At 74.6% G+C, this 23,226-nt stretch carries 3 protein-coding genes; all 3 read left to right on the plus strand.

Features of this window, described 5'->3' with window-relative positions; translation table 11 throughout:
- Positions 1 to 11,396: type I polyketide synthase (locus ACFWZ5_RS35295; protein WP_384891748.1), on the plus strand; the 11,396-nt coding region annotated here is incomplete at its 5' end.
- 89 nt (positions 11,397 to 11,485) lie between these two features.
- Complete coding sequence (locus tag ACFWZ5_RS35300) at positions 11,486 to 21,487, plus strand: type I polyketide synthase (RefSeq protein WP_384891754.1); 10,002 nt, start codon at positions 11,486 to 11,488, stop codon at positions 21,485 to 21,487.
- Position 21,488: 1 nt separating this feature from the next.
- A partial coding sequence (locus tag ACFWZ5_RS35305; RefSeq protein WP_384891751.1) for a type I polyketide synthase occupies positions 21,489 to 23,226 on the plus strand: 1,738 nt, incomplete at its 3' end.

Here is a 23,226-nt window from a genome sequence, read left to right on the forward strand (position 1 = left end):
CGGGTGGTACCGGCGGTCTGGGTGCACACACCGCGCGCTGGCTCGCAACCTGCGGTGTGGAGCACTTCGTACTCACCTCCCGCAGCGGCACCAACGCCCCGGGATCCCGTGAGATCGCCGAAGAGCTCGAGGCCCTGGGCGCGCGGGTGACGGTCGTGGCCTGTGACGTGTGTGACTACGACGCCCTGGCCCGGCTCGTCGAGCAGGTGGAGGCCGACGGCCCGCCGATCAGAACCGTCGTGCACAGCGCCGGTGTCGGCGTGCTTGCTTCACTTGCGGACGTGGACCTGGCGGAGTTCGAGGCCGAGGCGTCGGCGAAGCTGGTGGGCACCGCCAACCTCGACCGGCTCTTCGACCGCGAGGGCCTGGACGCGTTCGTCCTGTACTCGTCCGTGGCCGCGGTGTGGGGCGCCGGTGAGCATGCCTCGTACTCCTCCGGCAATGCCTGTCTCGACTCGGTCACCCGCAGCCGGCGTGCCCGCGGGCTGGCCGGGACCACCATCGCCTGGGGCCTGTGGTCGGCCGACGACGGCGGCATGGCCAACAAGGTCGAAGCGGACTCGCTGAACTGGCGGGGACTGCAGTTCATGAACCCGCGGACGGCCATCGCCGGACTGCGGCAGGCACTGGCGGACGACGAGGACTTCCTCGCCATCGCCGAGGTGGATTGGGATCTCTTCGTTCCCGTCTTCACGGCCGCGCGCCCGCGCCCGCTGCTCCACGGCATCCCGGAAGTCCGCGCCATCCTGGAGAAGGACGCGCAGGTCGCGGACACCGCGTCGACCGGCGAGGAGAACCCCCTGCGGGAGCGGCTGCACCCGCTTGCCGTCGAGGACCGGGAGATCGCCCTGCGCGCCCTGGTGCGCACCCACGCGGCCACGGTCCTCGGGCACTCCTCCCCGGACGCCATCGAGGACGGGCGGCCGCTGCGTGACCTGGGCTTCGACTCGTTGCTCGCGGTCGAACTGCGCAACGCGCTGCGCACCGCCACCGGTCTGGTGCTGCCCACCACCCTCGTCTTCGACCACCCCGACGTCACCCGCCTGGTGCGGCACCTGCACACCGAGCTCTTCGGTGCGGAGCCCGACGCCGCGGCCCCGATCGCGCCGGTCGCCGTCGGCACGGCCGACGACGACGCCATCGCGATCATCGGCATGGGGTGCCGCTTCCCCGGCGGCATCAACAGCCCGGAGGACCTGTGGCGGCTCATCACGGCGGGCGAGGACGCCATGAGCGGGTTCCCCGAGGACCGCGGCTGGGACCTGGAGCGGCTCTACAGCCCGAACCCGGAGGACGAGGGGCGCACCTACGTCCGCAGCGGTGGTTTCGTGCAGGACGCGGGCCAGTTCGACCCGGTCTTCTTCGGCATCAGCCCGCGTGAAGCTGTCGCGATGGACCCGCAGCAGCGGCTGCTCCTGGAGACCTCGTGGGAGGCCGTCGAGAGCGGCCGGATCGACCCGCACAGCCTGCGCGGCAGCAACTGCGGCGTGTTCGTCGGCGTCGGTGACGCCGGCTACGGATCACGGCTGCGGCGGGTTCCCGAGGGCCATGAGGGGCATCTGATCACCGGGACGGGCAGCAGCATCGCCTCCGGGCGGATCTCGTACACGCTGGGCCTCGAAGGCCCGGCGGTCACCCTGGACACCGGCTGTTCCTCGGCCCTGGTGGCCGTCAACCTGGCCGCCCAGGCGCTGCGCTCCGAGGAGTGCTCGCTGGCCCTGGCCGGAGCGGCCTCCGTCGCCTCCACACCGTCCGGCTTCATCGGTTTCAGCCGGCAGCGTGCGCTCGCCGAGGACGGCCGGTCCAAGCCCTTCTCCGACGACGCCGACGGCATGGGCCTTTCGGAAGGCGCCGGCATCTTCCTCCTGGAGCGGTTGTCGGACGCGCGGCGCAACGGACACCAGGTCCTGGCGGTGCTGCGCGGTTGGGCGATGAACCAGGACGGCGCGTCGAACGGCCTGACCGCACCGAACGGCCCGTCGCAGCAGCGGGTGATCCGGCAGGCGCTGGCGAACGCACGCATGAAACCCACGGACGTCGACGTGGTCGAGGCGCACGGCACGGGCACGGCCCTGGGCGACCCGATCGAGGCGCACGCACTGCTGGCCACCTACGGTCAGGACCGTCCCGAAGAGCGGCCGCTGTGGCTGGGCTCGGTGAAGTCGAACATCGGGCACACGCAGCTCGCGGCCGGTGTCGCGGGCGTGATGAAGATGGTGCTGGCGATGCGGCACGGGCTCATGCCCAAGACGCTGCACGCCGAGACGCCGTCCACACACGTGGACTGGTCGGCCGGTGCGGTGGAGCTGCTGGCCGAGGCCCGTGAGTGGCCGCGCGGCGAGCGGCCGAGGCGTGCGGGTGTGTCGTCCTTCGGCATCAGCGGCACGAACGCGCACCTGATCCTCGAAGAGGCCCCCGCCCCCGAAGAGGACGGAACCGGGCCCCAGGACGAGGCCGCGGTCGGCGTGGCCGGTACGGCTGCGGTCCTGCCGGTTGTGCCGGTGGTGCCCTGGCTGTTGTCGGCGCGTGACGGGCGGGCGTTGCGTGATCAGGCGGCGGCGCTGGTCCCGCTGGCCGGTGGGGCCGACCCGGTGGAGGTGGGCTGGTCGTTGCTGACGACCCGTTCGTGCTTCGAGCACCGGGCCGTGCTGACCGGCGTGTACGCCGAGGGCCTTGCGGCGCTGGCGGCGGGGGAGCCCGCGGGCCAGGTGGTGTCCGGGGTGGCGGGTCCGGTGGGGCGGACGGTGTTCGTCTTCCCCGGTCAAGGTGCGCAGTGGGTCGGTATGGGCGCCGGTCTGCTGGAGTCGTCTGCGGTGTTTGCCTCGGTGGTGGCCGAGTGCGAGGCCGTGTTGGCGGGGCTGGTGGACTGGTCGGTGACCGCGGTGCTGCGCGGTGAGGTGGATGCTCCGTCGTTGGAGCGGGTGGATGTGGTGCAGCCGGCGTCGTTCGTGGTGATGGTGGCGCTGGCAGAGGTGTGGCGGTCGTTGGGGGTGCGTCCGGCGGCAGTCATCGGTCACTCGCAGGGCGAGATCGCGGCCGCGTGTGTGGCGGGGGCGTTGTCGCTGGAGGATGCGGCGCGGGTGGTGGTGGCCCGGTCCGCGGCGATTGCCCGGCTGGCTGGTGGTGGGCGGGGCACGATGGCGTCGCTCAGCGTGTCCGTCGAGCGGGCGGAGGAGTTGCTGGCCGGCTGGTCGGGACGGGCTGTTGTCGCGGCCGTCAACGGGCCCGGCCAGGTGGTGATTTCCGGTGAGGTGGCCGCGGTCGAGGAGGTCGTGGCCGAGTGCGAGCGGCTGGGGAACCGGGCGCGGCGGATCGCGGTGGACTATGCCTCGCACTCGCCGGCGATGGATGTGCTGGAGGACGAGCTGGCCGCCGTGCTGGGCGGGATCGTGCCGCGTGCGGGTGAGGTGCCGTTGCTGTCCACGGTGACGGGTGAGTTCACGGACGGCTCGGGCATGGACGGCGGGTACTGGTTTACGAACCTGCGCTCGACGGTGCGGTTTGCCCAGGCGGTGGAGGAGCTGGCCGCCGAGGGGTACGGCACGTTCGTGGAGGTGTCCTCGCACCCGGTGCTGACCGCTGCGGTGCAGGAAATCGTGGAGACGGCCGACGGGGAGCCGGGGGTGGTGACCGGTTCGCTGCGGCGCGATGACGGCGGCCTCGACCGACTCCTCACCGGCGCGGCCGAGCTGTGGGTGCGCGGTGTCGACGTCGACTGGACGGCCCTGTTCCAGAACGCCCGCCCCCACACCGTCGACCTGCCCACCTACCCCTTCCAGCGCCAGCACTACTGGCTCCAGGACGAGGCCGGTGACAGCGAGGCCGAACAGGACCCGGCCGACGCCGAGTTCTGGGCCGCCATCGAGCGCGACGACCCGAACGCGCTCGCCGCCACCCTCGGCGTGACGGACTCCGCCCCGCTCGAAGAGCTGATGCCCGTCCTCTCCGACTGGCGTCGACGGCGCCGCCAGGACTCCGAGCTGGACTCGTGGCGCTACGACGTCCAGTGGCAGCCCCTCCCACAGGGCGCGGCACCGCGCATCGACGGCGCCCGATGGCTGCTGCTGGTCCCGGCCGACGGGCACGCCTGGTCCGAGCACGCACGCCGGGCGCTCACGGCACTCGGCGCCGACGTCCGGGTGACGCAGGTCGAGACCACCGAGCGCGCCGAGCTGGCCGCGCGTCTGCGCGAGGCCGGCTCCGAGTACACCGGAGTGCTGTCCCTGCTCGCACTCGGCGACCGCCCGGACCCCGACCACCCAGACGTCGACCACCCAGACGTCGACCAGGCGGACTTCGACCAGGCGGTGCTGGTCGTCCAGGCGCTCGGCGACGCCGGCAGCACGGCACCGCTGTGGTTCGCCACCCAAGGCGCGGTCCGTGTCGGATCCTCCGACCGGTCTGTCGACCCGCAGCAGGCCCTGCTGTGGGGGCTCGGACGCATCGCCGCCCTGGAGTACCCGCAGCGGATCGGCGGCCTGGTCGACCTGCCGGCCGAGCCCGACGAGCGCGCGGCCGAACGGCTGGTCCGGGCGCTGGGCGCGCCGGACGGCGAGGACCAACTGGCCGTACGGGCCGGCGGGGTGTACGCGCGCCGCCTGGCCCGCAAGCCGCTGTCCGGCCGCACCGCGGTGCGGCACTGGCGGCCCACCGGCACCGTGCTCGTCACCGGCGGCACGGGAGGCATCGGCGCGGAGATCGCCGCGTGGCTGGCGTCGAACGGAGCCCGGCACCTGCTGTTGACCAGCCGCCGTGGCGACCGGGCGCCGGGCGCCGCGGAGCTGACGGAGCGGCTGACCGGGCTCGGTGCCCGGGTGACCATCGCGACCTGCGACGTGGCCGACCGCGACCAGGTCGCCGGGCTGCTCGCCGGCATCGACCCCGAGCACCCGCTGACCGCGGTCGTGCACGCGGCGGCCGTGCTCGACGACTGCCTGCTCGACGTGCTCACCCCGGAGCGGGCCAGGACGGTGCTGCTTCCCAAGGTGGCCGCGGCGCGTCATCTGCACGAGCTGACCGAGGGCGCCGACCTGGACGCCTTCGTGCTGTTCTCGTCCATCGCCGGCACGCTCGGCGGACCCGGCCAGGGCAGCTACGCGGCGGCCAACGCCTATCTCGACGCGCTGGCGCTGGCCCGCCGTGCGGCGGGCCGGCCGGCCACCTCGCTGGCCTGGGGCGCCTGGGACCGGGTGGGTCTCGCCACCGGTGAGACGGGCGAGTGGCTGAGCCGCAACGGCATCGTCGCGATGGCGCCGGAGACGGCCCTGTCGGCGCTGCAGCAGGCCCTCGACCACGACCTGCCCTGCCTCACCGTCGCCGATATCGACTGGGCGGTGTTCGGGCCGGCGTGCGCGCCCGGCCGCGCCGGGCGGGTGCTCGACCGGCTGCCGGAAGCCCGCCCCACGGCGGACCGGACCTCGCACGAGGAGCAGGCCGACGAGGGCCTTGTCGCCGACCTCGCCGGGTGCTCGCCGGCCGAGCGGCAGCAGGCACTGCTGACGCTGGTGCGCAGCCAGGCGGCGGCGGTGCTCGGCCTGACCGGGCCCGACGCGATCGACCTCGACCGGGCGCTGCGCGACCTCGGCCTCGACTCGCTGACCGCGGTCGAGCTGCGCAACCGGCTCAACTCCGCCACCGGCCTGCGGCTTCCGGTCACCGTGGTCTTCGACCACAACACCGTGAGCGGTCTGGCCGGGCACCTGTCCGACCAGCTGTTCGGCGCGACGGGCGAGCCGTCCGACACCGCCGCCGCGCCGCTTGCCACCACTCCGGTTGCCACCACGGCGGCGCTGACGGGCGGGCCGGCCGGCGCCACGGCCGACGACCCGGTCGCCATCGTCGCGATGAGCTGCCGCTTCCCCGGCGGGGTGGCCACCCCCGAGGAGTTCTGGGACCTGCTGTCCACGGGCCGGGACGCGGTTTCCGGCTTCCCCACCGACCGCGGCTGGGACCTGGACGGGAGCTACCACCCGGACCCGGACCACCCGGGCACGTTCTACTCCAGCGGCGGCGGCTTCCTGCACGACGTCGGCTCCTTCGACCCGGTGTTCTTCGGCATCTCGCCGCGGGTGGCGCCGGCCATCGACCCGCAGCACCGGCTGCTGCTGGAGACCTCGTGGGAGGCGTTCGAACGGGCCGGGATCGACCCGGCGACGGTCAAGGGAAGCCCCATCGGGGTGTTCGTGGGCGCGAACTACAACGACTACGGGATGCGGCTCGGCCGGTCGGCGGGTGAGTTCGAAGGGCAGATCGCCACCGGCAGCGCGGCCAGCGTGACCTCCGGCCGGGTGGCGTACACCTTCGGCCTGGAGGGTCCCGCCGTCACCGTGGACACCGCCTGCTCGTCCTCGCTGGTCGCCCTGCACCTGGCCGCCCAGTCGGTGCGGTCCGGGGAGTGCGCCATGGCACTGGCGGGCGGCGTGACCGTCATCTCCACCCTGCACACCTTCATCGAGTTCAGCCGGCAGGGCGCGCTCTCCTCGGACGGGCGGTGCAAGGCGTTCTCCGCCGCCGCCGACGGGGCGGGCTGGGCCGAGGGCGTCGGCATGCTCCTGGTGGAGCGGCTGTCGGACGCACGGCGCAACGGCCATCGGGTGCTGGCGGTGATCCGGGGCAGCGCGGCCAACCAGGACGGCGCCTCGAACGGGCTGACGGCGCCCAGCGGACTCGCCCAGCAGCGGGTGATCCGCCAGGCGCTGGCCAACGCCGAACTGGGCACCGCCGACGTGGACATGATGGAGGCGCACGGCACCGGCACCGCGCTGGGCGACCCCATCGAGGCCGAGGCGCTGCTGGCCACGTACGGGCAGGACCGGCCGGCGGACCGGCCGCTGTGGCTGGGCGCGGTGAAGTCGAACATCGGCCACACCCAGGCGGCCTCCGGCGTAGCCGGGGTCATCAAGTCCGTGCTGGCGATGCAGCACGGCACCATGCCCCGCACCCTGCACGCCGACGAGCCCACCCCGCACGTCGACTGGTCGGCGGGCACCGTGCGGCTGCTCACCGAGGAGCGGGTCTGGCCGGACGCCCACGCGCCCCGCCGGGCCGCGGTGTCCTCGTTCGGCATGAGCGGCACGAACGTGCACGTGATCCTCGAACAGGCCCCGGCGGGTCCGCCCGCGCTCCCGGCCGGTGCGCCGGCGGGCACGGAGGCGGCCGGTGCCGTGCGGCAGGAAGCGGCGGGCACCGGGCAGCCGGTGCCCGCCGCGCCCAGCCCGGCCGCTGCCGCCCCGGTGGCCCGGGCCAGCGCCGGACGGCTGCCGTGGACGCTGTCCGCACGCACCTCCGCCGCGTTGACCGCGCAGGTCGAGAACCTGCTCGGGGCGCTCGACGGGCGGCCCGGGCACGACGCCGCGTCCGTCGGCCGCAGCCTTGCGGCGCGCTCCCGCTTCGAGCACCGGCTGGTGTGCTGGGGCACCGACCGCGACGCGCTGCGGGACCAGCTCGCCGGCTGGCTGGACGGGCGCGCGAGCGCACCGTCGGCCTCCGGCGCCACCAGCGGCGGCCGTACCGCGTTCCTGTTCTCCGGACAGGGCGCCCAGCGGCTCGGCATGGGCCGCGAGCTGTACCGGACGTTCCCGGTCTACGCCGACGCCTTCGACGAGGTCTGCGCCCATGTGGACCTGGAACTGCCCAGGCCGCTGCGCGAGGTCGTGTTCGCCGCGCAGGGCAGCGAGGAAGCCGGGCTGCTGGACCGCACGGAGTACACCCAGCCGGCGCTGTTCGCCGTCGAGGTGGCGCTGTTCCGGCTCTTCGCGTCGTGGGGCGTCACCCCGGACTACCTGCTCGGGCACTCCGTCGGCGAGCTGGCCGCCGCCCACCTGGCCGGCGTGTTCACGCTGCCCGACGCGTGCCGCCTGGTGGCGGCGCGCGGCCGGCTGATGGGACAGCTGCCGGCCGGCGGTGCGATGGCCGCGCTGGCCGCCGCCGAGCAGGAGGTGCTGCCGCTGCTCGACGGCCTGGCGGACCGGATCGCGGTGGCCGCGGTCAACGGTCCGCAGGCGACGGTGGTGTCCGGCGACACCACCGAAGTCGAACGCGTGTCCGCACACTTTGCCGGTCTCGGCCGAAAGACTAGGCATTTGCGGGTCAGCCATGCGTTTCACTCACCTCACATGGACGCGATGCTGGAGGACTTCGCCGAGATCGTCCGGGACATTCCGATGTCTCCGCCGACGATCCCCGTGGTGTCGGACGTCACCGGCGAGACGGCCACGGCCGAGCAGCTGTGCACGGCCGAGTACTGGGTGACCCAGCTGCGCGGCGCCGTTCGGTTCGCCGACGGGGTGGGCTTCCTCGCCGAGGCGGGCGTCACCCGGTTCCTGGAGCTCGGCCCCGACGCCGTACTGGCCGCGATGGCCGCGGACAGCCGCACCGAGGACGCCCCCGGCGTGGTGGTGCCCGCGCTGCGGCGCGGACGTGACGAGGCCGAGGCCGCCCTCGGCGCGCTCACCCAGCTCTACGTGCACGGCGGCACCTGCGACTGGTCGGCCTTCCTGCCGGACACCGCCGAGCCGGTCGAGCTGCCCACCTACCCCTTCCAGCGGCAGCGCTACTGGCTCGACGCCCCGGCAGCCGAAGGGGACGTGCGGGCCGCCGGGCTGGACGCGGCCGGGCACCCGCTGCTCGGCGCCGCCGTGCAGCTCGCGGGCGGCGACGGCGTGCTCTTCACGGCCCGGCTCTCCTCCCGCCACCACGCCTGGCTCGCCGACCACGTCATGGACGGCACCGTGGTGCTGCCCGGCACGGCGTTCCTCGAACTCGCCCTCCGGGCCGGCGACCAGGTCGGATGCCGGTGCGTGGACGAACTCACCCTGCACGCGCCGCTGGTGCTGCCCGAGCGCGAAGCGGTACAGATACAGGTGCGGGTGGGCGCCGCGGACGAGACCGGGGCACGGACGCTGGGGGTGTACGCGCGGCCGGACGGCACCGCGGACGGCACGACGGACGGCACGGCGTGGCAGCAGCACGCGAGCGGCACCCTGCTGCCCGAGGCGCTGTCCGGTGAGCCGGCGCCCGAGGTGTGGCCGCCCGCGGACGCCGACCCGGTCGACCTCGACGGCTTCTACGCACGTCTGGCCGCCACGGGCAGCGACTACGGCCCGGCGTTCCAGGGCCTCGCCGCCGCCTGGCGGCGCGGCTCGGAGGTCTTCGCCGAGGTGGCCCTGCCCGACGGCACGGACCCCGGCGGCTTCGCACTGCATCCGGCGCTGCTCGACGCCGCCGTGCAGGCCGTCTCGGTGGGCGCGCTCGGCGACGAGGGCCAGGGCGTGATGCCCTTCTCGTGGCGCAACGTCGCCCTGTACAGCTCGGGCGCCGACCGCCTGCGGGTGCGGCTGGCCGACATCGCCGAGAACACCGTGTCCGTCCAGGTGTGGGACGCGGCCGGCACACCGGTGGCGTCCGCCCGGTCGCTGGCCTTCCGCCCGCGGGTCGGCGCCGCACCGCGCCGGCCCCGCATCGAGTCGCTGCTGCGCACCGAGTGGACACCGGTCCCGGCGGCACCGCTGCCGCGGCACCGGACCTGGGCGATCGTCGGGGACGGGGCGCCCGACGCGGTGGCGGCGCTCTCCGGCGCCGTCACGCTCGACCGCCACCCGACGTTGCGCGAGCTGTCCGGGGCCGGCGCGGTGCCCGACCGGGTGCTCGTCGTCGCGCCGTCCTTCTGGGGCGAGCCGGCACGGGGCGCCCGGGCGGCGGCCCACTGGGCGCTGGAGCAGGTGCAGAGCTGGCTCGCCGACGCGCGGTTCGCCGGATCCCGGCTGGTCTTCGTGACCCGGGGCGCGGTGGCCGTCGACCCCGGCGACGAGCCGGCCGACCTGCCCTGCGCCGCGGTGCACGGACTGGTCCGGGCGGCGATCACCGAGAACCCGGGCTGCTTCGCGCTGCTCGACGTCGACGACAGCACCCCCACCGCGGCCACGACCGCCGCGCTGGCCGCCGCCGTCGCGGGCGACGAGCCCCAACTGGCGCTGCGGGGCGAGAGCGTGCGCCTGGCCCGCCTGGCCCGGGTGCACGTCGACGCCGACAGCGCGGCGACCGGATGGAACCCGGCCGGAACCACACTGATCACCGGCGGCACCGGCACGCTCGGCCGGCTGCTGGCCCGGCACCTGGTCACCGAGCACGGCGTGCGGCACCTGCTGCTGGTCAGCCGGAGCGGGCCGGCCGCCGCGGGAGCGCAGGAGCTGCGCGACGAACTCGCCGCGCTGGGCGCCGAGGCGACCGTCGCGGCCTGCGACGCGGCGGACCGCGACGCGCTGCGCAGGCTGCTCGCCGGCATCCCCGCCGAGCACCCGCTCACCGCGGTCGTGCACGCCGCGGGCGTCGTCGACGACGGCGTGATCACCGCCCTGACCCCCGAGCGGGTCGACGGCGTGCTCGCGCCCAAGGCCGACGCCGCGCTGAACCTGCACGAGCTGACCGCGTCCGGCGACCTGAGCGCATTCGTGCTGTTCTCCTCGGTGGCCTCGACGCTCGGCGGCGCGGGACAGGCCGGCTACGCCGCCGGCAACGCCGTCCTCGACGCGCTCGCCGCACACCGCCGGGCCCGCGGACTGCCCGCGGTCTCGCTGTGCTGGGGCCCGTGGGCCGAGCTGAGCACCATGACCGGCAAGCTCGGGGCGGCGGACTTCGCGCGGTTCGCCCGGGGCGGCCTGGTGCCGCTGGCCACGGCCGAAGCGCTGAACCTGTTCGACGCCGCCTGCGGGCGCCACGAAGCGGTCCTGGTGCCGGCACGGTTCTCCCTCGCCGGTTTCGAGGACGCGGACAACACCGCCCAGGTGCCGGCGATGCTGCGCGGCCTGGTACGCGGCCCGGGCCGGCCCGCCGCCGCGCACGCCGAGGCCAGGACCGTCGCACCGGCCGACCGGTTCGGGCCGCTGGCCGGGGCCCGGCGCAAGCGGGCCCTGCTGGACCTGGTCCGCGGCGAGGCGGCACGGGTCCTCGCCTACCAGGGCCCCGAACTCGTCGACGTGGAGGCGGGCTTCCTGGACATGGGCTTCGACTCGCTCAGCGCCGTCGAACTGCGCAACCGGCTGAGCAGGGAGACCGGCCTCACGCTGCCCGCAACCGTGCTCTTCGACCACCCGACACCGGGCGCGCTCGCCACCCACCTGCACGAGATCTTCCCGTCGGACGGCGAACGCGCCCTGACCCCGATCCTTGTGGAACTGGAGAAGCTTGACGCCAACCTCCCCGACCTGGCCGCCGACGACGCCTTGCGCGGCCGGCTCGAGAACCGGCTGCGGACGCTGCTGGGCAAGCTGGCGGGTCCGGACGCGGCCGCGGTCACCGCCCCGTCCCCCGGCGGACCGGGAGACGACTCCGTGATCGACCACCTCGACGCGGCGAGCGACGACGAGATCTTCCAGTTCCTCGACGAGCTGGACACCTGAGCGGCGAATGGAGAAGCAGGTCGTGCAGAGCCCATGCGGTTCGCTAGGAGGAGGGGCATCCGATGAATGAGGAGCGGCTGCGCGAATACCTGAAGCGGGCGACCGCCGACCTGCACCGTACCCGGCAGAAGCTCACCGAGTACGAGGCCGGCAGCTCGGAGCCGATCGCGATCGTCGGCATGAGCTGCCGGCTGCCCGGCAACGTCGCCTCGCCCGAGCAGCTGTGGGACCTCGTGTCGCACGGCACCGACGCGGTCTCGCACTTCCCGACCGACCGCGGCTGGGACCTGAAGTCGCTGTACGACCCGGACCCCGACCGACCCGGCACCACCTACTGCACGCAGGGCGGCTTCCTGCACGACGCCGCCGAGTTCGACCCCGAGCTGTTCGGGCTGAGCCCGCGTGAGGCACTGGCCGTCGACCCGCAGCAGCGGCTGCTGCTGGAGGCGTCCTGGGAGGCGCTGGAGCGCGGCGGCATGAGCCCCACGTCACTGCGCGGCAGCCGCACGGGCGTGTACGTCGGCATCATGTACCAGGACTACGGCACCCGGATCCGGCGCCCACCGCGGGGCCTGGAGGGCTACATCGGCAACGGCAGCTCGCCGAGCATCGCCTCCGGCCGGATCGCGTACACCTTCGGTCTCGAGGGGCCCGCGGTGACGCTGGACACGGCGTGCTCCTCCTCGCTGGTCGCCCTGCACCTGGCCTGCCAGGCACTGCGGTCGGGGGAGTGCTCGCTGGCGCTCGCCGGCGGGGTGACCGTGATGTCCACGCCGGTCACCTTCGTGCAGTTCAGCCGGCACCGGGGCCTGGCACCCGACGGCCGCTGCAAGTCGTTCGCCGACGGCGCCGACGGCACCGGCTGGTCCGAGGGCGTGGGCCTGCTCGCCCTGGAGCGCCTGTCGGTGGCCCGGCAGAACGGGCACCCGGTGCTCGCCGTGATCCGCGGCACCGCCGTCAACCAGGACGGCGCCAGCAGCGGCCTCACCGCACCCAACGGGCCCTCCCAGCAGCGCGTCATCCGGCAGGCGCTGGCCAACGCCGGCCTGACCCCGCAGGACGTGGACGCCGTCGAGGCGCACGGCACCGGCACCCGCCTGGGTGACCCCATCGAGGCGCAGGCGCTGATCGCGACGTACGGCACCGGCCGGCCGGCGGACCGGCCGCTGTGGCTGGGCTCGCTCAAGTCGAACCTGGGGCACACCCAGGCCGCCGCCGGCGTGGCCGGCGTGATCAAGACGGTCATGGCCATGCGGCACGGCGTGCTGCCGAAGACCCTGCACGTCAACCAGCCCTCCCAGCACATCGACTGGTCCGCCGGCGGCGTACGGCTGCTCACCGAGGCCCAGCCCTGGCCCGCCCCCCTGACACCGGACCGGCCCCGGCGGGCCGGCGTCTCGGCGTTCGGCGTCAGCGGCACCAACGCCCACGCGATCCTGGAACAGGCGCCGGAGCCGGCCGCCGAGCGGCCCACCGGCCCGCCGCACATCGGCGCCCCCGCCCGGCGGCCGGCCACCGTGCCGTGGGTGGTGTCCGCGAAGACCGCCGACGGGCTCACCGGGCAGGCACGCCGGCTGCTCTCCGGAGTGGAGGGGCACGCCGCCCAGGACGTCGGCCTCTCCCTCGCCACCACGCGGGCCGCGCTGGAGCACCGGGCGGTGGCGCTGGGCGCCGACACCCAGGAGCTGTCGGCCGCGCTCGCCGCGCTCGCCGACCGCACGGGCGGCGCACCGGGCGTCATCGAGGGCCGCCGCCTCGACGGCCCCGTCGCCTTCATGTTCAGCGGCCAGGGATCCCAGCACGCCGGCATGGGACGCGCGTTGTACGACGCGTTCCCGGTGTTCGCCCAGGCGCTCGACGAGGTCTGCGCGCACTTGGAGCCCTCGGCCGACGGCGCGGGCATCCCCCTGAAGCAGGTCATGTTCGAACCCAACGACCTGCTCGACCGCACCGAACACACCCAGCCCGCGCTCTTCGCCCTGGAAGTGGCGCTGTTCAGGCTGCTGGAGTCCTGGGGCGTGCACCCCGACCACCTCATCGGGCACTCCATCGGCGAGCTGTCGGCCGCCCACGTGGCGGGCGCGATCACCCTGCCGGACGCCTGCCGCCTGGTCGCCGCGCGCGCCCGCCTGATGCAGGCGCTGCCCGCCGGCGGCGCCATGGTCGCGGTGCGCGCCACCGAGGCCGAGGTCGCCCCGCTGCTCGGCCCGGGCGTGTCGATCGGCGCGATCAACGCCGCCGGCTCGGTGGTGCTCTCCGGTGACGAGGACGCCGTGCTGCGCGTCGCCGCCGAGTTCACCGACCGCGACACCCGCCGACTGACCGTCAGCCACGCCTTCCACTCCCACCACATGGACGGCATGCTCGCCGAGTTCCGCACCGTCGCGCAGAGCATCGGCCACCAGCGGCCGCAGATCCCCGTCGTGTCCAACCTCACCGGACAGATCGTCGAGGAGTTCACGGCCGACCACTGGGTGCGGCACGTGCGCGAGGCGGTGCGCTTCGCCGACGGCATCGCACGGCTGCGCGCACTCGGCACGACCCGGTTCGTCGAGCTGGGCCCGGGCGGCGCGCTCTGCGCGGCCGTCGCCGACGACGTGTCCGCCTCGTGCCTGGTGCAGCCCCTGCTGCGCAAGGACCAGCCGGAGCCCGAGGCCCTGACCTGGACACTGGCCCGGCTGTGGGCCAGCGGCCTGGCCGTCGACTGGCCCGCCTTCTACGACGGCACCGGGGCGCGCGGCGTCGACCTGCCCACCTTCGCCTTCCAGCACCGCCGGTTCTGGCTGGACGTGCCCATCTCCCGCGACGACATGACCGGCGGACACCCGATCCTCGACGTGCGGATGTCCCGCGCCGACGCGGACGGCTTCGTCTTCGGCGGCGAGCTCTCCGCCGGCACCCACCCCTGGCTGGCCGACCACCGCGTGTCCGGCCGGATCCTGGTGCCCGGCACGGCCTTCCTGGAACTCGCACTGCGGGCCGGCCAGCAGATCGGCTGTCCCCGCGTCGACGAACTGGTGCTGGCCGAGCCCCTGGTCCTCGACCCGGCCGACCAGATCACCGTGCAGGTGGTCATCGGCGCCGCGGACTCCTTCGGCAACCGGACCGTGACCGGATACTCCCGGCCGTACGCCAGGCAGGACGAGCCCGTCGAAGACCGGCCGTGGACCCAGCACTTCGCCGGCACCCTGACCGCGCAGCCGGAGCAGCCGGAGCAGCCGGAGCCCGCGCTCACCGCCTGGCCGCCGGCCGGCGCCACCCCCATGGAGACCGGCCACCTCTACGACAGCCTGGCCGCGGCCGGCCTGGAGTACGGCCCGCTGCTGCGCGGCCTGCGCGCCGCCTGGCGACTCGGTGACGAGATCCACGCCGAGGTGGAGCTGCCCGAGTCCCAGAGCGTCGACGCCGAGTGCTTCGAGCTGCACCCGGCCCTCCTCGACGCCGCCCTGCACGCCGGCGCCCTCGACGCCGGCACCTCGCCCGGGGCGATCCCCTTCACCTGGTCCGGCGTCAGCGTGCACAGCCCGGGCGCCACCGCGCTGCGCGTCACCCTGAGCCAGACCGCACCGCACTCGCTGCAGCTGACCGCGACCGACCCCGCCGGGATGCCGGTGATCTCCGTCGACTCGCTCCTGGTGCGCCCCCTGTCCGGCGAGCGGCTGCACACGCCGCCGCGGCACCGCGACGCGCTGTTCCGGATCGAGTGGCAGCAGGTCCCCTCCGGACCCGCCCCCTCCCTCCCACTGCCGGACGCCCTGCCGGAGGTGGTCGACCTGCCCGGCGGCGACCTGCCGGACGACCCGTACGAGGCGGTGCGCCAGGCCCTGCACCGCACCCTCGCGCTGCTCCAGGAACGGCTCGCCGCACCCGGGGCCGTGGACGGCGCCCCGCTCGTGCTGCGCACCCGCGCCGCCACCCGGCTGCCCGGCGAGAGCGGCGACGTCGACCCGGTCGCCGCCGCCGTGCAGGGCCTGGTGCGCTCGGCACAGTCGGAGAACCCCGACCACTTCGTCCTCGTGGACGCCCCCGACGACGCCCCCGACCTCGACCTCGCCGGCCTCCCGCACGACGAGCCCCACCTCCTGCTGCGCGACTCCCACTGGTACGCACCCCGTCTCGCCCGGCTGCCCGGCCTCGCCGAGGAGCCGCCGGCCCCCCTCGACCCGCAGGGCACGGTCCTGGTCACCGGGGCCACCGGCCGGCTGGGCCGCGCCGTGTGCTCGCACCTGGTCGAGCAGCACGGCATCCGGCACCTGCTGCTGACCAGCCGATCCGGACCCGACGGCGCCGACGCCCCGGAACTGACCGCGCTGGACGCCGACGTGCGGCTCGTGGCCTGTGACGTGGGCGACCGGGACGCGCTGGCCGAGCTGCTGGCCGACGTGCCCGCCGAGCACCCGCTGACGGCGGTCATCCACCTGGCCGGCATCCTCGACGACGGCATCGTCCAGTCGCTGACACCCGAGCGGATCGACACCGTCCTTGCCCCGAAGGTGGCCGGCGCGCGCAACCTGCACGAGCTGACCCAGGACCTCGACCTCTCGGCGTTCGTCCTGTTCGCCTCGGCCGCCGGCACCTTCGGCGGCCCCGGCCAGGGCAACTACGCCGCGGCCAACGCCTACCTCGACGCGCTCGCCGTACAGCGCCGGCGGGCCGGTCTTCCCGGCCAGTCGCTGGCCTGGGGCCTGTGGGCGGGCGAGGACGGCATGGTCGGCGGCATCAGCGACATCGACCTGGAACGCGCCCACGGCATCGGCATCCTCAGCCTCAGCAACACCGACGGGCTCGCGCTGTTCGACACCGCGCTGCGCCGCCCCGAGGCCAACCTGGTGCCCGCCGCCTTCGACTTCGACCCGCTGCGCGAACTGGACCGCGAACAGGCACTGCCCGCCCTGCTGCGCGGACTGGTCCGCCGCGGCAAACCCGCCGCCACGCGCCAGGCCCCCCGCCCGGCCCGGATGCTCGACCTGGTCCGGGCCCGGGTGGCCGCCGTGCTGCGGTACTCCTCACCGACCGCCGTCGACCCCCAAAAGGCGTTCTCCGAGCTCGGCTTCGACTCACTGATGGCCGTCGAGCTGCGCAACGTGCTCAGCGAGCAGACCGGCCTGCGGCTGCCCGCCTCGGTCATCTTCGACCAGCCCACCCCGGCCGCCCTGGCCGAGCACCTGGAAACCCTGACGGCCGCGCGCGACGACCGCACCGCCGCCGCACCCGCAGCGGACCCACGGGCCGGCACGGCACCCGGGCGGGCCGCAGCCGACGAGCCGATCGCGATCGTGTCCATGGCCTGCCGGCTGCCCGGCGGCGTCGAGACACCGGAAGACCTGTGGCAGCTGGTCCTGCGCGGCGAGGACGCCATCGCCCCGATGCCGACCGACCGCGGCTGGGACCTCGACACACTGTTCGACCCCGACCCCGACCGGCCCGGCACCAGCTACGTGCGCGAGGGCGGCTTCCTCACCGGCGCCGACCGCTTCGACCCCGCTCCGTTCGGGATCTCCCCCCGCGAAGCCCTCGCCATGGACCCCCAGCAACGCCTGCTCCTTGAGTCCTCCTGGGAACTGTTCGAACGGGCCGGCATCCCGGCCCGCTCCCTGCGCGGCAGCCGGACCGGCGTGTTCATCGGCCTGATGTACACCGACTACTCGATGCTGCTGCACGGCCGCGACCACGACCTCGACGGCCACCTCGGCACCGGCACCGCCGGCAGCGTCGCCTCCGGGCGCATCGCCTACACCTACGGCCTGGAGGGCCCGGCCGTCACCGTCGACACCGCCTGCTCGTCCTCGCTGGTCGCGCTGCACCAGGCGGCCGCCGCGCTGCGCGCGGGCGAGTGCACGCTCGCCCTGGCCGGCGGCGTCACCGTGATGGCGACACCCCAGGTCTTCCAGGAGTTCAGCCGCCAGCGCGGGCTCGCCGGCGACGGCCGCTGCAAACCGTTCGCCCAGGCCGCCGACGGCACCGGCTGGGGCGAGGGCCTCGGCCTGCTGCTGCTGGAACGCCTGTCGGACGCGCGCCGCAACGGGCACACCGTGCTCGGCCTCGTACGCGGCTCGGCGGTCAACCAGGACGGCGCCTCCAACGGCCTCACCGCACCCAACGGCCCCGCACAGCAGCGGGTGATCCGCCAGGCCCTGGCGGGCGCGGGCCTCACCACAGCCGACATCGACGCCGTCGAGGCACACGGCACCGGCACCTCGCTCGGCGACCCCATCGAGGCACAGGCCCTCCTCGCCACCTACGGCCGGCAACGACCGGCCGCCACCCCCCTGCTGGTCGGCGCGCTCAAGTCGAACATCGGGCACACCCAGGCCGCCGCAGGTGTCGCGGGCATCATCAAGACGGTCATGGCCATGCGCCACGGCGTGCTGCCGAAGATCGTGCACCTCGACGCGCCGTCGTCCCGGGTCGACTGGGACTCCGGCGCCGTACGGCCGCTGACGCACAACCAGGACTGGCCGCAGACAGGACGGCCCCGCCGGGCCGCGGTGTCCTCCTTCGGCATCAGCGGCACCAACTCCCACGTGATCCTGGAGCAGGCACCGGCCCCCGACGCCACACCGCCCGCCGCGCGGCCCGCCCGGCCGCCCGCGGCCGTCGCCTGGACGCTGTCCGCGCCCAGCGCACCGGACCTGCGCGCCCAGGCGAACCGTCTGCTGCCGGCCGTCGAGGAGCATCAGCCCGCCGACGTCGGGCTGACGCTCGCCACCACCCGGTCGTCCTTCGAGCACCGCGCCGTGCTCGTCGGAGCCGACCGGACCGACCTGCTCGACGGCCTGCGCGCCCTGGCCACCGGCGAACCCAGCGGCAACGTCATCGAGGGCGTCGCCCGCCCCGCGAGCCGCCCGGTGTTCGTCTTCCCCGGCCAGGGCTCCCAATGGGCCGGCATGGCGGCCGAACTGCTCGACACGGAACCGCACTTCGCCCAGAGCATCGGGCGCTGCGAGGCCGCCCTGTCCGAGTTCGTGGACTGGAAGCTGACCGACGTGCTGCGGGGCGCAACCGGCGCGCCCGGCCTCGACGGCGACGACGTGGTGCAGCCCGTGACCTTCGCGGTCAGCGTGTCCCTCGCCGCCCTGTGGCGCTCCTACGGCGTGGAGCCGGCCGCGGTGGTCGGGCACTCGCAGGGTGAGATCGCCGCGGCCTGCGCCGCCGGGGCACTGACCCTGCGCGACGCCGCCCGCGTCGTCTGCCTGCGCAGCCGGGAGATCGTCACGATCGCCGGTCTCGGCGGCCTGCTGTCGGTGGCCGCGCCGCCCGCCCGGGTCGAGGAGATGCTGCGCGGCTACGACGGCCGCCTGCGCATCGGCGTGGTCAACAGCCCGCGTGCCGTGGTGGTGTCCGGGGACGCGGACGCACTGCGTGAGTTCACCGCCGCCTGCCAGGCCCAGGACATCCGCACCAAGGTGGTGCCGATCACCTACGCCTCGCACTCGCCGCACGTGGACGCCGTCGAGGCGAGACTCCTGCACCTGCTCCGACCGATCACACCGTCGGCCCCCGAAGTGCCCTTCTTCTCCACCGTCACCGGCGAGTGGATCGACGGCCCCGAGTTCGACGCGGGCTACTGGTTCGCGAACCTGCGCCGTCCCGTGCGCTTCGCCGACTCCGTGCGGGCACTCGTCGAGCAGGGGTTCGGACCGCTCGTCGAGGTCAGCGCCCACCCGGTCCTGACCGGCGCCATCGAGGAGACCGTCGCCGAGAGCCGGGCCGACGCCCGCGACAGCGTCGCCCTCGGCACGCTGCGCCGCTTCGACGGCGGCCCGGCCCGGTTCCTGCGGTCCGTCGGCGAGGCACACGCGGCGGGGGCGGACGTCGACTGGAACCGAGTCTTCGACGGCACCGGCGCGCACCGCGTCGACCTGCCCCCCTACGCCTTTCAACGCCGCCGGTTCTGGCCCGACTTCCCCGAACCCGCCGCCACCGGCGCACAGCCCGCCGACCCCGCGGAGACCGAGTTCTGGCAGGCGGTACGCAGCCAGGACCTGGACACGCTCGCCCGGCACATCGGCGCGGACCGCCAGGACATCGCGCCCGTCCTGCCCGCACTGTCCCGCTGGCACACCGGGCGGCAGGCCCGCACCACCCTGGACACCTGGCGCTACCGCATCCACTGGGAGCCCGCGCCGACCCCGCAGGCCGCCCCGGAACCGCTGTCCGGCAGCTGGCTGGTGCTGCGGCGCCCCGAGGCCTACGACAGCCTCGCCGACGACACCGTCCGCGCCCTGACACAGGCAGGCGCCGACGTGATCGAACTCTGCGTGCACACCGGCGAGAGCGACGACGCCGCCCGGCTCGCCGGGCGGATCACCGACGCGCTCGACGGCAGGCACCCCGCGGGCGTGCTCTGCCTCACCGGCCTGGACGAGCGCCCCCATCCCGACCACCCCGCCGTGCCCATCGGCCTCACCGCCTGCCTGGCCACGGTCCGCGCCCTGACCGCGCTCGACCTCAACGCACCCTTGTGGCTGGCCACAGCGGGCGCGGTGGGATGCGGCCCCGATGACCCGCCGCACCACCCCACGCAGGCCCTGGTGTGGGGCACCGGCCTGGTACTCGGACTCGACCTGCCCCGCCGCTGGGGCGGACTGATCGACCTGCCCTCCGCACTCGACACCGACAGCGCCCGCCACCTGTGCGCCGTGCTCAGCGGCGCGACCGGTGAGGAACAGGTGGCGATCAGACCGTCCGGGCCGGTGGCCCGCCGCCTGGTCCGCGCGCCGGCCGACGGCCCGGCGACGCCGTGGCAACCGCGGGACACCGTAGTGATCACCGGCGGCACCGGGGCGATCGGCGGCCATCTCGCGCGCTGGGCCGCACGCTCCGGCGCCGAACGCATCGTCCTGGTCAGCCGCCGCGGCCAGGACGCCGACGGCATGCCCGAACTCTTCGACGAACTCATCGACATGGGCGCCGACGTCGTCATCGCCGCCTGCGACCTCGCCGACACACAGGCCCTCGGCGACCTGTTCGAGAAGATCGGCTCCAACGGCCCGCCGGTCCGGGCGGTGCTGCACGCCGCCGGCACCAGCGGGCGTGAGCTGCCCGCCGACGAGGTGACGGCCGGCGAACTGGCCGCCGTACTGGCCCCCAAGGTGACCGGCACCCGCAACCTCGCCGACCACGCGCAAGCCCTGGACCTCGACGCCTTCGTGCTGTTCTCCTCCGGGGCCGCGATCTGGGGCAGCGCAGGCCGGATCGGCTACACGGCGGCCAACGCCTACCTCGACGCCTTCGCGGCCGAGCGCCGCAGCACCGGCCTGCCCGTCCTGTCGATCGCCTGGGGCGCATGGGACGGCGGCGGCATGGTCGACGCGGACACCGCCGCCCACCTGCGTCGCCTCGGCAACCGGGAGATGGACCCCGACCTGGCCATCGCCGCGCTCACCGACGCCGTCAGCCGCCAGGACCACAACCTCCTGGTCGCGGACATCGGCTGGCAGACCTTCGCCCCCGCCTACAGCGCGGCCCGCAGCAGACCGCTGATCCTCGGAGTGCCCGAGGCACGCCAGGCGCTCACCGAGCCGGACACGGCCACCGGCGAGAGCGGCGGCCGGCCCGAGTTCGTCCGCGAACTGTCCGCCCTCGACGACGGCGAGCGGCAGCGGCTGATGCTCGACCGGCTCCGGCGCGAGGCGGCGGTGGCCCTCGGCCACGACTCGGTCGCCGAGCTGCAGTCCGACCGGTCCTTCCGCGATCTGGGCTTCGACTCGCTGACCGTGATGGCGCTCCGCAACCGGCTGACCGCGATCACCGGCCTGAAACTGCCCACCACCCTCGTCTTCGACCACCCCACCTTCCCCGACCTCGCACACCACCTGACGACCCAGCTCTTCGACGCCGACAACGACGACGCGGCGCTGAGCCCGGAGGAGGCGGCCACCTGGTCGACCCTGCGCGGCATCCCGCTGAGCAGGCTGCGCGAGACCGGACTGCTGGACGCCCTGCTGGAGCTGGCCGCCGCGCCGCAGCAGGGGCACGCACCCGAACCGGACGGCCAGGCCGACGCGGCGGACCGGGTCGACGACATGAACATTGCCGACCTCGTCGAGCTGGCACTCGGCACCGACAAAGACGCACGGGAGAACTGAGATGCCGGCAGCTTCGGACAAGATTGTCGAGGCGCTGCGCGCCGCACTGCGCGACAACGAACGGTTGAAGCAGCGCAACCAGCGACTGGAGCAGGTGGCGCGCGAGCCGATCGCGATCGTGGGCATGGGCTGCCGGCTGCCCGGCGACGTCACGGCACCGACAAAGACGCACGGGAGAACTGAGATGCCGGCAGCTTCGGACAAGATTGTCGAGGCGCTGCGCGCCGCACTGCGCGACAACGAACGGTTGAAGCAGCGCAACCAGCGACTGGAGCAGGTGGCGCGCGAGCCGATCGCGATCGTGGGCATGGGCTGCCGGCTGCCCGGCGACGTCACAAGCCCCGAGCGCCTGTGGCAGCTGCTGGCCGCCGGCGAGGACGCCACCTCACAGTTCCCCGACCGGCCCGGCTGGGAGATCGAGGCGCTGGTCGATCCGGATCCCGAACGGAGCGGCACCAGCTACGTCAGCCGCGGCGGCTTCCTGCACGACGCCGACGAGTTCGACGCGGACTTCTTCGGCATCTCGCCGCGTGAGGCGCTGGCGATGGACCCGCAGCAGCGGCTGCTGCTCGAAGTCGCCTGGGAGACCTTCGAGAACGCCCGCATCTCACCGGCGTCCCTGCGCGGCACCACGACCGGAGTCTTCGCCGGAGCCACCGGACAGGACTACGGCCCGATCGTCGACGCCTCCGGGGTCGACGCCGACGGCTACCTGGCGACGGGCAGCGCCACCAGCGTCGCCTCCGGCCGCATCGCCTACGCCCTGGGCCTGGAGGGCCCGGCGGTGACCGTGGACACGGCCTGCTCCTCCTCGCTGGTCGCGCTGCACCTGGCCGTGCAGGCGCTGCGGTCCGGCGAGTGCTCGCTGGCCCTGGCCGGCGGCGCCCAGGTGATGGCCAGCCCCTCCACCTTCCGGGAGTTCAGCAGCCTGCGCGGCCTCGCGCCGGACGGCCGGTGCAAGCCCTACTCCGACGACGCCGACGGCACGGCGTTCAGCGAGGGCGTCGGCCTGCTGCTGGTGGAGCGCCTGTCGGACGCGCGGCGCAACGGGCACCGGGTCCTGGCCCTCGTCCGCGGCACCGCGGCCAACCAGGACGGCGCCTCCAACGGCCTGACCGCGCCCAACGGCTCGTCACAGCAGCGGGTGATCCGGCAGGCGCTGGCGAACGCCGGGGTGTCCGCGGCCGAGGTGGATGCGGTCGAGGGCCACGGCACCGGCACCACGCTGGGCGACCCGATCGAGGCGCAGGCGCTGCTGGCCACCTACGGCCAGGACCGCCCCGACGGCCGGCCGCTGTGGCTCGGCTCGGTCAAGTCGAACCTGGGGCACACGCAGGGTGCGGCCGGTGTCGCGGGTGTGATGAAGATGGTCCTGGCGATGCGGCACGGACTCATGCCCAAGACGCTGCACGCCGAGACGCCGTCGTCGCATGTGGACTGGTCGGCGGGTGCGGTGGAACTGCTGGCCGAGGCCCGCCAGTGGCCGCGCGCCGAGAGCGGGCCGAGGCGTGCGGGTGTGTCGTCCTTCGGCATGAGCGGCACCAACGCGCACGTCATCCTCGAAGAGGCTCCGCAGGAGGCCGGGCCCGCGGAGTCCGGCGACCGCACTGAGGAGGCCCCGGCCGGTGCCCGGCCCGTGGTGCCCTGGCTGTTGTCGGCCCACGACCCGCAGGCGTTGCGCGATCAGGCGGCGGCGCTGGTCCCGCTGGCCGGTGAGGCCGACCCGGCGGAGGTGGGCT

The organism is Streptomyces sp. NPDC059003 (genome assembly GCF_042740445.1).
Classification (GTDB): domain Bacteria; phylum Actinomycetota; class Actinomycetes; order Streptomycetales; family Streptomycetaceae; genus Streptomyces.